The organism is Paenalcaligenes hermetiae (assembly GCF_039543645.1).
Classification (GTDB): Bacteria; Pseudomonadota; Gammaproteobacteria; order Burkholderiales; family Burkholderiaceae_B; genus Paenalcaligenes; species Paenalcaligenes hermetiae.
This window is the reverse complement of record NZ_BAABKD010000001.1, coordinates 197,501-212,783: the sequence shown is the minus strand read 5'-3', so window position 1 is coordinate 212,783 and position 15,283 is coordinate 197,501. Positions and strand designations below refer to the sequence as shown.

At 48.4% G+C, this 15,283-nt stretch carries 11 protein-coding genes; 10 read left to right on the top strand and 1 reads right to left on the bottom strand.

Annotated elements, in window-relative coordinates:
* Positions 1-10 precede the first annotated feature (10 nt).
* The gene (gene panC, locus ABD980_RS01005) at positions 11-853 is read left to right on the top strand and encodes a pantoate--beta-alanine ligase (RefSeq protein WP_260650614.1); all 843 of its coding nucleotides are present in this window, start codon (positions 11-13) and stop codon (positions 851-853) included.
* A 116-nt stretch (positions 854-969) separates the two neighbouring features.
* Positions 970-1,248, top strand: a complete 279-nt coding sequence (locus ABD980_RS01000) for a LuxR C-terminal-related transcriptional regulator (protein ID WP_345368948.1) — start codon at positions 970-972, stop codon at positions 1,246-1,248.
* Here ABD980_RS01000 and ABD980_RS00995 read toward each other — a convergent pair.
* Positions 1,185-1,802 (bottom strand): hypothetical protein, encoded by a 618-nt coding sequence (locus tag ABD980_RS00995; RefSeq protein ID WP_300647129.1) that lies wholly within the window; start codon positions 1,800-1,802, stop codon positions 1,185-1,187. The two genes, ABD980_RS01000 and ABD980_RS00995, sit on opposite strands and share 64 nt — an antisense overlap.
* A 32-nt stretch (positions 1,803-1,834) precedes the next feature.
* On the opposite strand from ABD980_RS00995, the gene ABD980_RS00990 reads away from it, so the two are divergent.
* From ABD980_RS00990 to ABD980_RS00955, 8 genes are all read left to right on the top strand, one after another.
* Positions 1,835-2,545 carry a prepilin peptidase gene (locus ABD980_RS00990; RefSeq protein WP_300647130.1) on the top strand — a complete coding sequence of 237 codons (711 nt, stop codon included), beginning with the start codon at positions 1,835-1,837 and terminating at the stop codon, positions 2,543-2,545.
* Between the two features lie 11 nt (positions 2,546-2,556).
* On the top strand, positions 2,557-3,150 hold the full coding sequence (gene coaE, locus ABD980_RS00985; protein WP_345368945.1) for a dephospho-CoA kinase: 594 nt from the start codon (positions 2,557-2,559) through the stop codon (positions 3,148-3,150).
* Between the two features lie 55 nt (positions 3,151-3,205).
* Positions 3,206-3,961: a cell division protein ZapD gene (gene zapD, locus ABD980_RS00980; protein WP_300647132.1), complete on the top strand. Its 756-nt coding sequence runs from the start codon at positions 3,206-3,208 to the stop codon at positions 3,959-3,961.
* 24 nt (positions 3,962-3,985) lie between these two features.
* Positions 3,986-5,197 (top strand): efflux RND transporter periplasmic adaptor subunit, encoded by a 1,212-nt coding sequence (locus tag ABD980_RS00975; RefSeq protein ID WP_345368942.1) that lies wholly within the window; start codon positions 3,986-3,988, stop codon positions 5,195-5,197.
* 10 nt (positions 5,198-5,207) lie between these two features.
* On the top strand, positions 5,208-8,300 hold the full coding sequence (locus tag ABD980_RS00970; protein WP_345368940.1) for a multidrug efflux RND transporter permease subunit: 3,093 nt from the start codon (positions 5,208-5,210) through the stop codon (positions 8,298-8,300).
* Positions 8,297-11,383 (top strand): efflux RND transporter permease subunit, encoded by a 3,087-nt coding sequence (locus ABD980_RS00965; protein ID WP_345368938.1) that lies wholly within the window; start codon positions 8,297-8,299, stop codon positions 11,381-11,383. Before ABD980_RS00970 ends, ABD980_RS00965 begins: the two co-directional genes overlap by 4 nt.
* Positions 11,384-11,388: 5 nt before the next feature.
* Positions 11,389-12,774 (top strand): efflux transporter outer membrane subunit, encoded by a 1,386-nt coding sequence (locus ABD980_RS00960; RefSeq protein ID WP_300647137.1) that lies wholly within the window; start codon positions 11,389-11,391, stop codon positions 12,772-12,774.
* An 88-nt stretch (positions 12,775-12,862) separates the two neighbouring features.
* A complete protein-coding gene (locus ABD980_RS00955; RefSeq protein WP_345368936.1) occupies positions 12,863-15,280 on the top strand; it encodes a penicillin acylase family protein in 2,418 nt (805 codons plus the stop codon).
* The last annotated feature ends 3 nt before the right edge of the window (positions 15,281-15,283 follow it).

Sequence of the window (15,283 nt, the reverse complement as noted above, 5' to 3'; positions counted from 1 at the left end):
GGAGTTCCGAGTGAAAGTTGTTCACACCATTCAAGAGTTGCGTGATCAGTTGCAAGGTCAATTGCGGGTTGCGTTTGTACCCACAATGGGGAATCTGCACGACGGGCATTTGGCCTTAATGAAAATGGCACGGCAACACGGAGACCCTGTGGTGGCCAGTATTTTTGTGAATCCATTGCAATTTGGGCCAAATGAGGACTTTGCTGAATACCCGCGTACCCTTGCACAAGATATTGAAAAACTAGAAAAAGCACGGGATGTCTATGTGCTTTTTGCTCCATCTGAAAAAGAGATGTATCCAGAACCGCAAAGTTTTCGTATGCAACCGCCTAATGACTTAGGGAACATTCTCGAAGGTGAGTTTAGGCCGGGTTTTTTTGATGGTGTTAGCACGGTAGTGATGAAGCTGTTTTCTTGTGTGCAGCCCCGCGTTGCTGTCTTCGGTAAAAAGGATTACCAGCAGTTAATGGTGGTGCGCAAGATGTGTAGGCAGTTTCAACTGCCAGTGGAAATTCTGGCACACGAAACGGTACGTGAAACGGATGGCTTGGCCATGTCCTCGCGTAATCGTTACTTATCCGAAGCCGAGCGCAGCCAAGCCCCACAGCTTTACGCCTGTTTACAAGCGGTGCGAGAGCGTGTGTTGGCCGGTGAAACCGATGTTAAAAAAATCGAAAGCGAAGCAGCAAAGCAGCTAGAGCAACAAGGGTGGCAAGTGGATTATTTATCCTTGCGTCGTCAAAGCGATTTGTTAATGCCATCAGCCGAGCAAATCGCTCAAGGTGAGCCTTTAGTGGCACTAGGTGCAGCCCGTTTAGGGCAAACGCGATTGATTGATAATTTAGAAATCTAATCGCTCATATGGATAGTTTGAGCGCTGAGCTCAAACCCTCCTAGCGGGATACGGAGTGGGATTTTTCTTAAAGCCTCTTATGCTTTTTGTAGCGAAAAGCATAGGAGGTTTTTTTTATGTCTGTAGCTGTGTATTTAAGCCGTTGGACGGTCCAAGAACGCAAAGTGATGTATCAGGTGATGGTTGGGACCCCTAATAAATGTATAGCAGGGGATTTGACCATGTCGTTACGTACTGTGGAAGCGCATCGCGCAAGTGGTATGACTAAAATACGACTGCGCAATGCGTTAGAGCTCCAGAGTGTGTTACAGCGTAAGTCTTTAGAGCAAGCTCAAGGACGACAATTAAGCCCTACGTGGTTTGGTAGCTCCTCGATCGGGTCAATATCGGGTTGACGGCTGAGATGGGTTTCTAGGGTGGGACGTACGTAGTTAAACACATTGACGCGGAGCTGGTGGTCATACATGAAGCTAAAGTCACCAAAAACGGTTTCGTTTTGCGTCATTAACACAATGCGCGTAGGGTTACTGCCAATTTGGTGCCAGCAGCCTTCGCTGGTGACTGGAGCTACATTTTGTGTGATATCGGTGGCACGCATACGCCATACACCCTCTGGGCTCATGGTAACGACTAAGCGTACAGGCATGCAGCTTTTATCCGCTGGTGGGCAGGACATCGTGCCTAAAAAGGTGCGCGGCTCTAGGAGCTCACGGATTTGCCCCGATGTAAGACCGTCAGCTTTGTTTTGGCTAAGGGGTTGATTTAGGCCAAAGTTGACTTGTGACGTTGCTTTAGCCTTATCGCGACCTCCGCGGGCGTGGTCTTGAGCCTCGGTTAAGCTGCCACGTGGGCTGCTCGTTACAGGGTTTTGGGCGCAACCCGCCAAAACAGCGGCGGTAGTGAGTGTACAGAGGGGTAACCACAGGCGTAAAAGTGATTTTTTATGCATAGACAGCTCCTTTTGAGGCGAAGGCGGGCAGGATGTATTTATGGGCATTATATATTGGGCTGAGCGCAGCCGTCATAAGTCGTGTGTATTTGGATGCGCTCCCATTTTATGCACAACGAGTGCATTTAGGGCAGACTGCTGACGAGTCCTTGTGGTGGATGAGTGTACGGCATGGTTTCCTGCAGCGCTCCTCCTATGCTTTGGTGTGGCGCGTAGGCACCGCAGGACTATTTGGGATGGGGCTGGCTGTCTTTGCTCTTTATTGGCCATGGCTACCAACTCAGCCAGACTTAAACGTAGTAATGATGAGTGTATGGCTTGGATGTTTGCTATGTTTAGCACGTATCGATGCACTCTGTAGGCTATTGCCAGATGTATTAACCCAGCTTTTATTGTGGATAGGGCTCCTTTATCAACTGCTCATTTCAGAGCCAGTAGTAACACAGGCGTTGTGGGGGGTGCTGGGCAGTTATGTATTTTTGCGGGCCTTGAACGCTTTTTGCGTTTTTTGTTTTAAACATCCAGTCATGGGGCACGGTGATGTTAAATTACTGGTGGCATTATCTGCTTGGCTAGGGCTAGGTACGCTGGGGGTGTTATGGTTTTGGGCGGCGCTTTTTTGTTTTATCATACAGATAATTTGGCAAAAAACGTGTTGGCCCACAGGGCAGTGTGCATTTGGTCCGTATTTGGTTGCGGCAGCTTTTTTGGTGTGGTTACTTCCTGATAGCCGACTCTTCTAGGTGATCAAAATATGTTGAAAATAGGGTTAACTGGTGGGATTGGTTCGGGTAAGTCTTTTGTGGCGGATCTTTTACAAAAGCATGGTGCAGCCATCGTGGACACCGATGTGGTGGCACATCAGCTAACAGCTCCAGGTGGTGCTGCGATACCTGCCATTCGCCAGCAGTTTGGCAGTGCATACATAACGGCTGAGGGCGCTATGGATAGAGCGCGTATGCGCGAACTCGTCTTTCAGCAGCCAGATCAGCGCGAGAAGCTACAAGCTATTTTGCACCCTTTGATTCGAGACTTTACATTTAGAAAGGTGCAGCAAGCTCAAGGGTGTTATGTTGTTGTGGTTGTGCCATTGCTGGTTGAGTCTGGCACATGGCTTCAGTATGTGGATAGGGTTTGTGTCGTGGATTGTGATGAGCCAACACAAATCGAACGTGTGATGCAGCGCAGCGGGCTGACAGCCTCTCAAGTCCAGCGTATCATGGAGGTTCAAGCCTCTCGCCAACAAAGGCTAGCGCATGCTGATGATGTCATCGTCAACGACGGGACCACCTCTATTGAGCAGTTAAATGTGCAGGTGCAGCAAATGCACGCAAAATGGTGTGAGTAGGCAAAAAAGTAGTAGCCTCTCAATAACTGATTGAATCATTTAGGGTTTTTATTACGTGATTTTGTACGAGTACCCCTGTAACGAACGAGTACGGACTTTTCTGCGTATTGAATCTTTATTCAAGCGCCTTTTTTACTTTACCCAAGGCTCAGACCCTTATTTACATCAGGTGGCGATAGCGACCTTGTTTGACCTGCTTGATGTAACTGAACGTACCGATTTGCGTGGGATGGTATTACAAGATTTAGAGCGCCAGCGTGTGGCGCTTAATGCATTGCGTGAGCACCCGCAGGTCTCTTTGGATGTTTTAGAAAGTACGTTAAATGAGATTGCACGCATTGTTCAGGGTTTATCAGCGCAAGGTCGGATCGCTCAAGATTTGCGTGATAATGAGTGGTTATGCAGCATACGTGGGCGATTAGCTGTTCCTGGAGGGGCGTCTCAGGTTGATATCCCTTCTTTTTATAGTTGGCAGATGTTGAGCCCTGAGCATCGTCAGGCCGATATTAAAGCGTGGACGCAGTCTTTTATGCCGTTGTATCAGGCGTTGGATCTTATTTTGCGTATTTTGCGCGGGGCGGGTGATCGCGTGCAGCAGGTGGCAGAAGCGGGTGCTTATCAAGAAATGCTGGGCGGAAAAACTTTTCAATTGTTACGGGTTTGGGTCGATGAGCAATATGGGGTCTATCCCGACATGAGTGCAAATAAATACGTGATTTTAGTGCGGTTTTCTCGTCATGGCGCTGATCATAAACCCGTTACGGTTAAGCAGGCGATTCCTTTTCAGCTAGCGCGCTGTAATATAGGTTAACACTAGGTTAGGGATCCGACATATATGGCAGAAAAAACGGGGCAGCCCATCGCTAAAAAGCGTAGCTGGCTATTGATAGTGATTTTTATTCTCGTTGTAGGCGGGACATGGTTCTGGTGGGCAAAAAAGCCAGCAGCACCGTCTGCGGGGCGACCTCCTATGGGCATGCGTGCTCCTCAAACACCCGTGCGTGTGGCTGAAGCCATTCAGGGTATAGTCGAGGAACGTTTGCATGCGGTAGGGACTGTGCAGGCGTTTAATACCGTTACTGTACGTAGTCGCGTCGAAGGCGAGCTACAAACGTTATTTTTTAAAGACGGTCAATTTGTGCAAGCGGGCACTGTCTTAGCTCAGATTGATCCACGTCCTTATCAAGCAAAACTGGACCAAGCTCAGGGGCAGTTACGTCAGGTTCAGTCTCAGTTGCAACTAGCACAAAGCGATTTACAACGGTTTCTCCAGTTAGAAAAGCAGCAATCCATTGCTAAGCAACAGGTTGATAATCAACGGGCTTTGGTAGAGCAGCTTAAAGGCTCAGTTACCACGGCACAAGCGGCCGTTGAGGACGCGAAGCTACAACTTGAGTACACCAAAATCACCTCGCCTATTGATGGACGTCTAGGGCTGCGTAATTTAGATGAGGGGAATTTAATTTCTGCAGCCAATACGGATGGTCTAGTCGTGATTACGCAAACGCAACCGATTGCGGTGAGCTTTTCACTACCAGAAAAAGATTTATCCCGCTTATTTGAGCATTTGCAACTTGAGCAGTCGCTGCCTGTGCAAGTTAGTGATCGTCAAAATAAGCTCATTAGCACAGGGTCGATTTTAGCGGTAGATAATCAAATCAATTTGAATACTGGTACGGTGCGAGTTAAGGCCTCAATGCCAAACTTAGATAATCGATTATTTCCTAATCAGTTTGTGAGCGTGAATGTATTGCTAACCAAACATCAGGGGATTGTGATACCTGCTGCCGCTGTTCAAACTGGCTCTATTGGGGATTTTGTGTATGTGGTTGGCGCTGATCAAAAGGTGTCTATACGCCCAGTAAAGGTTCAGCTTACGGCCGATGAACAAAGCTTAATTGCAGACGGTTTGGCTCTGGGTGAGCAGGTGGTGGTAGAGGGCACTGATAGGCTGCGAGAGGGTAGTCAAGTCAATCCGATTAACGGTAAAGGGCAGGCTCAAGGGGACGCAGCGCGCGCAGCAGCTCCCACGTTGGTACAACCCTAAGGGGGAATAGGTGAGCATTTCCCGTACATTTATTTTGCGGCCAGTAGCGACTACTTTAGCCATGGTGGCGTTATTGTTAGCAGGGCTAATGGGATATAAGGCGTTGCCCGTGGCCGCTTTGCCACAGGTGGATTATCCGACTATTCAGGTGGTGACCTTGTACCCAGGGGCTAGCCCAAGCGTAATGGCATCCTTGGTGACTTCACCACTGGAGCGGCAGTTTGGACAAATGCCAGGTTTGGCACAAATGAGCTCCGCCAGCTCTGGGGGGGCGTCGCGGATTACATTACAGTTTGATTTAGGGCTGTCGTTAGCTATTGCAGAACAAGAGGTACAGGCCGCAATCAATGCAGCGTCAAATATGCTGCCTTCTGATTTGCCCTCGCCACCTTTATATAACAAGGTAAATCCGGCGGATCAGCCGGTCATAAGTTTGGCGGTGACCTCACCGACGATTCCGTTGCCACAGGTGCGCGACCTAATTGATTTGCGTGTGGCACAAAAGCTGTCACAGGTAAATGGGGTGGGTTTGGTCAGCATTGCGGGTGGGCAGCGCCCAGCCGTGCGCATCCAAGTGGACCCCGAGGCGTTAGCAGCGCGTCAGTTGACCATGGCATCCGTGCGCCAAGCGGTCGTGGGGGCGAATGTCAATCAGCCTAAAGGCAGTTTGGATGGACCACAGCGCTCGACCACAATTAGCGCTAACGAGCAGCTACGTTCGGTGGCTGACTATGAAAATCTCATAGTGCAATATGTGGACGATGCGCCGTTACGATTAGGGGATATTGCCACCATTGTGCATGATGCCGAAGACATTCGCCAAGCGGCATGGTTGGGCACAGAGCCAGCGATTTTGTTGAATATTCAACGCCAACCTGGGGCAAACGTGATCGAGGTGGCCGATCGTATCAAAGCCCAGTTAGCTAGCCTACAAGCATCATTACCTACGGGTATTGATATTCAAGTGGCCACGGATCGTACGTTGACAATCCGTGACTCGGTCAAGCAAGTGCAAGCAGAAATGCTGATGGCGATAGGGCTCGTGGTGCTGGTGACCTTTGTGTTTTTGCGCACTTGGACGGCGACTTTTATTCCCTCGGTGGTGGTGCCATTATCTATTGCGGGCACGTTTGCTCTGATGTTTTTGTGGGGGTTTAGCATTAATAACCTCACACTGATGGCGCTGACCATTGCGACGGGTTTTGTGGTAGATGATGCCATCGTCATGATAGAAAACATCGCCCGCTACATCGAAGAGGGGATGGCGCCTTTGCCCGCTGCCTTAAAAGGGGCGCAGCAAATCACTTTTACTTTGATCTCGCTGACGGTGTCTTTGATAGCTGTGCTGATTCCGTTGCTGTTTATGTCAGATGTGATCGGACGCTTATTTCAGGAGTTTGCGATCACGTTGGCAATAGCTATTGCGCTGTCCTTATTGATTTCACTTACCTTAACGCCGATGATGTGCGCTCGTTTGTTACGTGCGCCAGAGGCCATGGAAAAACGGCCTAATGCGTTTATACACTGGGCAGATCAGGCCATGCAGCGTGTGGTGCACGCCTATGATCGTGGTTTACATTGGGTATTGGCACACCAGCGTTTAACGCTATGGGTAGCAGTGGCTACGTTGTTGCTGACGGCAGGGTTGTACTGGATTGTGCCTAAAGGGTTTTTTCCGCAACAAGATACCGGCATGGTGCAAGCTATCACCGAAGGGCCACAAACAGCCTCGTTTAAGGCAATGGCGCGGCTACAAACTCAAGCTGCAGAAACCATTTCGCATCATGAGGATGTGGCGACTGTGACGTCTTTTATTGGGGTGGATGGCAATAACCCCACGTTGAACACGGGACGTATGCAGATTGCGTTGACACCGCATGCGCAACGCACAAAAACCGCGGCGCAAATTATCGAGGAGTTGGCGCGTGATTTTGGCAATGAGCCCGATTTCAGAGTGTATTTTCAGCCAATCCAAGAGCTTACGGTAGATGATCAAATCAGTCGTACTGCGTATCAAATGGCGTTGTCAGATCCCGATCCTCTTGTGCTTAATACCTGGGTACCATCGTGGTTAGAGCATTTGCAACAGTTGCCTCAGCTGGCAGAGGTAGCGACGGACCTGCAGAGCCGAGGTCAGCAAGTGATGGTAGAGATTGATCGGGATGCTGCGGCACGGCTAGGGATCAGTAAATCTACCATTGATGATGTGTTGTACGATGCCTTCGGGCAGCGATTAATTTCAACGATTTATACGCAGTCTGCTCAGTACCGTGTTGTGCTTGAGGTGGCGCCCTCGTTTAGTCAGTCTCCCGAAGCATTACGTGCTATTTATGTGCCTACGCGCTCGGGCGAAGTCGTGCCTTTGGCAGCGATTGCTCAGATGCGGCAAATGGCGGTAGAGCTGTCTATTGATCGTTTGGACCAGTTTCCTGCAACGCAGTTATCGTTTAACGTGGCAAAAGGGTATTCCTTATCCGATGCGGTGCAGGCAATACAACAAAGCGCAGTGGATTTAGGGTTGCCAGATTCCACGGAGCTGCGGTTTTTGGGGGCAGCGCAAGCGTTTGAGGCGTCTTTGTCGAGCACATTATGGTTGTTGTTGGCAGCGGTGGTGACGATGTATATCGTGCTGGGTATTTTATACGAAAGCTATATTCATCCTATCACGATATTGTCTACCTTGCCTTCAGCCACGATAGGCGCCTTAGCGGCTTTGTTAATAACAGGGCGAGAGCTCGATATGGTGGGGGTGATTGGCATTATTTTGTTAATAGGTATTGTGAAAAAAAATGCCATCATGATGATTGATTTTGCCTTGGTCGCACAACGCCAAGACAAGCTGCCTGCTCAGCAAGCCATTCACCAAGCCGCACTCTTACGCTTTAGACCTATTTTAATGACGACGTTTGCCGCGTTATTTAGTGCGATTCCCTTGATGTTAGCCAGCGGCTCGGGGGCTGAAATGCGTCAGCCTTTAGGGCTGGTGATGGTAGGGGGGTTGATTTGCAGTCAGGTATTAACGCTGTTTACGACACCGGTGATTTATTTGTTTTTTGATCGCTGGTCACAGCGTTGGTCACGTATGCGACAGAGGTCAGCATGAAACGCTGGTTAACCGGCTTTATTATGCGACCGGTGGCGACCACGTTGTTGTGTGTGGCGATGGTGTTTACGGGGTTGCTAGCTTTACGGCAGCTGCCGGTGGCGCCTTTGCCACAAATGGATTTTCCGATGATCTCGGTCAGCGCAAGCCTACCGGGGGCGAGCCCCGAAACCATGGCTTCCAGCGTGGCTACGCCTTTGGAGCAGGCTTTGGGGGCGATTTCTGGCTTGTCAGAAATGAGTTCCCGTAGTTCTGAAGGCTCGACTCGTATCACGCTCATGTTCGAGTTGGAGCGGGATATTGATGAAGCAGCACGAGACGTACAAGCAGCCATTAATCAGGCACGCCCCATGTTGCCGTCGGGCATGCGTGGTGTTCCTACTTACCACAAAGTGAATCCATCTTCGGCGCCGATTATGGTGTTAGCGATGACCTCGCCAACGGCAAACCAAGCGCAGTTATATGATTTGGCGACGACGATTGTGGCGCAAAAATTGGCGCAAGTAAAAGGGGTGGGAGAAGTATCCGTGGGTGGGGGGTCACTGCCGGCGGTACGGATTAGTATCAACCCCCAAGCGTTGGCGGTGGCTGGATTGGCTTTAGATGATGTACGCACAGCGATTACAAATGCGAACCCATTACGCCCGAATGGGTTTTTAGAAAATGACCACGAGCAGTGGTGGTTAAGCACAGATCGCCAAATGAATCAGGCGCAGCAGTTTGCTCCGTTAATTGTTGGTTGGAGTAACGATAGCCCGATTCGCTTACAAGATGTGGCTACGGTCGAAGATTCTGTAGAAGACATTAATAATTTTGGTTATGTGAATGATCAGCCGGCGGTATTGTTGATGGTGCGGCGTCAAGCCGATGCCAACATTATTGAAACGGTTGAAGCCATTCGTGAGCGTATCCCTCAGTTTGAAGCCATGATGCCCGCTGGGGTACAGATTCATGTGGCGCAAGATCGCACCCCGAGTATACGTGCCTCGATGCAAGAAGCACACAAAACGCTGTTCATTGCAGTGGGATTGGTGGTGTTGGTGGTGCTGGTGTTTTTACGTGATTGGCGTGCGGCATTGATTCCTGCCGTAGCGGTTCCTGCCTCCTTGATCAGCACATTTGCGCTCATGTATCTTTTTGGCTTTACGCTAAATACGATTTCGTTAATGGCGTTGATTGTAGCAACGGGCTTTGTGGTGGATGATGCCATTGTGGTGCTGGAAAGCATTATGCGCCATTTAGAAAAGGGGGCAACGCCGCTACGGGCCGCCGCCCGAGGGGTTCGGGATGTGGGCTTTACCGTTACCGCCATGAGCGTTTCTTTGGTGGCGGTGTTTATCCCGATGTGGTTGGTGGGTGGTTTAGTGGGGCGGCTTTTTAAAGAGTTTGCCGTCACGCTGTCTGTGGCCGTGATGATTTCTTGGTTGATTTCCTTGATGCTAACGCCAATGATGTCTGCCAAGCTATTACGTGTACGCCCACGTCATGAGCAACAACGTTCTGGAAAAATAAGCCGATTGTTTTATCGGACGGGGCAGTATGTGGTACATGGCTATCAGCGTAGTTTAGGCTGGGCGTTACGACATAAGTTTCTGACCTTGTTGTCGTTGTTTGCCACGATTATTTTAAATGGTTATTTATATACGGCGATCCCTAAAGGCTTGTTTCCTCAGCAGGATACGGGGCAATTGATGGGATTTTTCCGTACAGATCGTGGGATGGCTTTTGAGGCCATGGTGCCAAAATTAGATAAATTTAGAAAAATTATTTTAAATGATCCCGCCGTAGCGAATGTGGCGGTGTTTGCTGGGGGTAGAGGGGGGAGCAACTCATCAATGATTTTGGTTGAGTTGTTGCCAATGAATGAGCGCGAGGCCACTGCGTTCGAAGTGGTGGCACGGCTGCGTAACCAATTGCAGTCGGAGCCAGGAGCACGGATGTTTTTAACGCCACAGCAAGATATTTTTGTAGGGGGCGGTTTAGGTCGTGCCGGTTCGTATAGTTACAGTTTATTAGCGAGTGATTTAGCTCTACTAAAAGAGTGGCAGCCCAAAGTTCAGCAGGCGATGGCCGCGCTACCAGAGCTAACGGATGTGGATACCGATTCTGATGATAAGGGCTCGCGTATTGAATTGCGTATTGATAGAGAAAAAGCGACTGCCTTAGGTATTGATATGGCTTTGGTGGCTTCAACGCTAAATAATGCGTTTAGCCAACGACAGGTGTCGGTAGTATATGGGCGCTTGAATCAATACTATATCGTAATGGGGGTAGAAAAGCGTTTTGCGCGAGACCTCGAGTCATTACAGCAACTGGAGGTCGTGGCGCGCGATGGGCGGCGTATCCCGCTGGCGGCTTTTACACATTTTGAGCATGGCAATGCCCCCTTGAGTGTGAGCCATCAGGGGTTGTTTGTGGCAGAGAGTGTGTCTTTTGGCTTAGCGGACGGTGTGTCTTTGGATCAGGCGTTAGTTGCTATTGACGAGGCAATGGCAAGAATTAGCCTGCCTACGCATGAAATCCAAGCAGGCTATGAGGGCTCGGCACGCATGATGCAAAATGCCTTAGCGCAACAGCCTTGGTTGATTTTAGCTGCCCTAGCAGTGATGTACATTGTCTTGGGCATGCTTTATGAAAGCTATATGCACCCACTGACCATTTTATCCACATTACCTTCGGCCGGGATTGGAGCGTTATTAGCACTTATGTGGGTAGGGCAAGAGTTTTCTATTATTGCCATGATCGGGGTGTTTTTATTGATTGGTATTGTGAAAAAAAATGCCATTATGATGGTGGATTATGCTTTAGATGCGCAACGCCATCATGGTATGACAGTGACCGAGGCCGCTTACGAGGCCTGTCTGGTGCGATTCCGACCTATTATGATGACAACCATTTCGGCAATTTTAGGAGCCGTGCCGCTGATTATTGCGACCGGCCCCGGGGTAGAGATGCGACAGCCTCTCGGTTTAACGATTGTGGGTGGTTTGATTTTAAGTCAACTGCTTACGCTTTACACCACACCAGTGGTCTATATTTATCTTGAAAAACTCGCCCAACGATTCCGGATTAAAAAGGCATAACAAGCATGATGCGATGGTATAAAACAGTAATAGCTTGCGGTGTAATCATTTTAGCTGGTTGTGCCGTGGGTCCGGACTATGTACGCCCTAATATAGACGTGAATGATGAATATGCGCATTCGCTGGCAGCGGACCGTTCCGCTTGGGTGCCGGCAACGCCTTTGGGGCAAGCAACAGATCAGTGGTGGCAACGCTTTAATGATGATCAGCTGGCACATTGGATACAGGAGTTATTTGAGCATAATCAGAACCTTGCGCAAGCGGAAGCGCGTTATCGCCAAGCTCAAGCGGCGTTAGGACAAGCGCGAGCCGGCTTATTTCCGACTTTAGATATGGGGGCATCGGGGCAGCGTGCTGGCTCCGGGCAAAGCGCACCTACCAATCAATATAATCTGAACGCGAGCGTTAGCTGGGAGCTGGATGTCTGGGGGCGTGTGCGGCGTAGTGTAGAAGCGAATCAAGCAAACTTAGCGGCTAGCCAAGCAGATCTAGCGGCGACGCGTTTAAGTCTTGCTTCAACGTTTGCACAAAGTTATTTTCAGGCCAAATATGTACGTGCAGCTCAACAGCTTTACGACCAAACTATTGCCGCTTATGAGCGCAGTTTAGCTATGAATCAGCAGCGCTTGGCTGTTGGTATGGTGTCTGTGGCGGATGTGGCAGCGGCTCAGTCTCAGTTGGAAAATGCGCGTGTACAACGGCTAGCCTTGGATCGACAATGGGGGCAGTTACGGAATGCGATGGCAGTGTTATTAGGGCGTGTGCCATCCCACTTTGCTTTACAGGCTGATGCGGTGTTTTCCGCACTTCCATCCGTGCCCGTAGGTCTACCTGTACAGCTATTATTACAGCGACCAGATGTAGCCGCTGCTGAACAACGAATGGCTGCTGCCAATGCCCAGATAGGGGTGGCAAAAGCGGCGTGGTTACCGAATCTTAGCCTTTCAGCGCAAGGGGGCTATAGAAGCGGGTCGTGGTCGGATTGGATCAGTGTGCCAGCTCGTTTTTGGTCGTTAGGGCCGGCATTGGCATTAAGCATTTTTGATGGGGGGGCGCGTACCGCACGTGTCAATGAGGCCATGGCGGCCTACGATGCACAGGCAGCGGCCTATAAACAAACGGTACTCGAAGCCGTGCGCGAGGTTGAAGATGCTCTAGTGCAATGGCATGGCCTGCATAAAGAGCTAACGAATCAACAACGCGCTTTAGACGCTGCTCGTGTATCTTTACAATTAACGCGTAATCAATATGAAGCGGGGCTGATTGACTATTTGTCGGTAGTGCAAGTCGAAACTAACGCATTAAATGCCGAGCGAGCAATGCTCAGTCTACAAAGTGAGCTATTTATTGCCGCGACTAAACTCATGACGGCGCTTGGGGGGCAGTGGTAGAGATATAAAGAGTAACCCTACTAGTAACGATAGCTCTTCTCAGTTACTTTACTCCTAAATATTTTTTATAAAAATAATGGAGACATGAATGAAATTTTGGAAGCTGAGCTGTTCTGTCCTGGGGGTTAGTTTACTTTTTGGCTGTGCAATCTCGCCTAGTGATTTAGGTAATCAAGTAACAATCAAAAGAGATACCTATGGCGTACCACATATTTATGCAAAAGATACCTACGGGTTATTTTATGGATACGGCTATGCCATAGCGACAGATCGCTTATTCCAAATGGAAATGGCTAAAAGAATTGGGCAAGGAAGGGTAGCGGAGGTTCTAGGCAGGGACTATTTGTCGTTAGATGAAGTTACCCATAGTAGATTTGACCCTAAAAGTATTACTACACAGTTGAGCCAGTTGTCTGATGAGGATAGACAAATTTTCAAAGGTTATGCTGCTGGATTTACTAAGAGAGTTGAAGAAGTTTTGGCCAGTCCTGAAACCTTATTGCCAAAAGAGTTTATTGATTACGATTTTTTGCCGACAGTCTGGCAAGAGGAAGATATTGCTCTCGTGTGGGTAGGGCTGATTTTGAATCGGTTTTTTGCCACGAGCTCAGAGATTGCTAATTTGACTCTTTTAGAAAGGTTGAGAGACACGCTGGGTGAGGATTTAGGGCGGGATTTTTATGAACAAGTAAAATGGTTAAATGATCCTAGTGCCCCTGTAATTATTCAATCAGAGCATCAGGAGGTGCGCTCTCAGACCACCACAACTTATTTGAGTTCTTTATCACAGCATACAGCGAGTTACTTATTAGAAAAAGACCGTTTAGCCTTAGGAGATGCTTTTATTAATGGTGTTCCTACGGCGAGTAATGCTTGGGTGTTACGAGCAGAGAAAACGCAAGAAGGAGTTCCCGTTTTATATAATGGGCCACAGCAAGGTTGGTATACCCCGGCTATGACATATGGTGTGGGCTTACATGGTGCTGGTTATGATTTGACAGGCTTAACGCCTGTAGGTCTGCCTGCTATTTTATTTGGCACTAATGGAAAAATAGCATGGGGATCTACAGTAGGTTCTTTAGATACGAATGATGTGTATCAGCTAAAACTCAACCCCAATAATCCAAAAGAGTATCTTTATAATGGGAAGTATATTCCTTTTGAGCATAAACAGGTTTCTATACCTGTCAAAGGGGAACGTGAAAAACTTATCGACGTTTACAAAAGCAAGCAGGGGTTTGTGAGTGCTTTTGATCTGGAAAGTAAGACAGCTTACGCAAATAGAAGAAGTTGGGAGGGATTAGAAATTGAAACGCTACTAGGCTGGGCAGAAGCCGCTAAAGCGACATCATGGGATGAGTTCATGGAACAAGCTAAGCGGGTAGCGGTTTCAATTACATGGTTTTATGCGGATAAGAATAATAATATTGGAGCGGCTGGTTTAGGTCGTTTACCCATTCGGTCAGAACAACAACATATTCAGTTCCCAGCAGTAGGTGACGGAACTATGGAGTGGTTAGGCTTTTATGATTTTGACCATAATCCTAAAATATTAAATCCTACAAATGGATATATTGCTAGCTGGAACAACAAGATATTTTCAGGGCTTCTAGCAGACTCCGCCCATTTTTCGTATGTGGATCGAGTGCAGGAATTATTAGTAGAGCTAGAAGCCAAAGAGAAGCTTACCCAAGATGAAATTTGGGGGATTGATAATAAAGGGGCGTGGGCGGATTTACATGCTCGTTATTTTGTTCCATATATTATTCAAGCAGCGTCTAAAGCAAATATGCCTGATTTTTTTCAGCAGGTCGCCGTAGAGCTTGAGGGTTGGGATTACAAGTTAATACCTGATGAGACAAAATCGTATTATCAAGGAGCTGCACCAGCGATTATGCGAGCATGGCTAGAAGAAATGGCACATTTGCTTTTATCTCCCGTTTTACCCAAAGACATCTTGGAGGGATATCTCTCTGATTTATACATATCAAATGACGATCCACGCAGTGCGCAACCAGCTTTAGTTGCTAAATTAGTTTGGAATGCACTACAGGGAGAGGAGTCTTCAGTGCTTCAAACGATTGACCTATTGCAAGGTCAGGCCGCGAGTGATGTGGTGCTGCAAGCCTTAAAAAATGCAGTGGCGTCTTTAATAAAGCAACATGGAGAGAATATAGATGATTGGCGAGTGCCTGTTGCTACCATGCTTTTCTCTCATCAAAGTGCGGTGAGAGTGCCTTGGGGAGACAAAGATAATGAGGTCAGAACTCCTGTTTATGGCAATACGGGTAGCTCAAGCTACATGGTGTCTTTAATGGGAGGGAAGTTTACGATGTGTTCGGTTACCGCACCAGGGCAGAGCGGTTTTGTTAGCCCTGACGGAGTAACTCATCCTCATTATAAGGATCAGGTGCCTTTGTTTGAGGCATATAGTTGTAAAAAGGATCCCGTTGGGGAAAAGCAGATTAAAAAAGCGATACATTCGCAACAGAAAATTTTTTATTAGGTT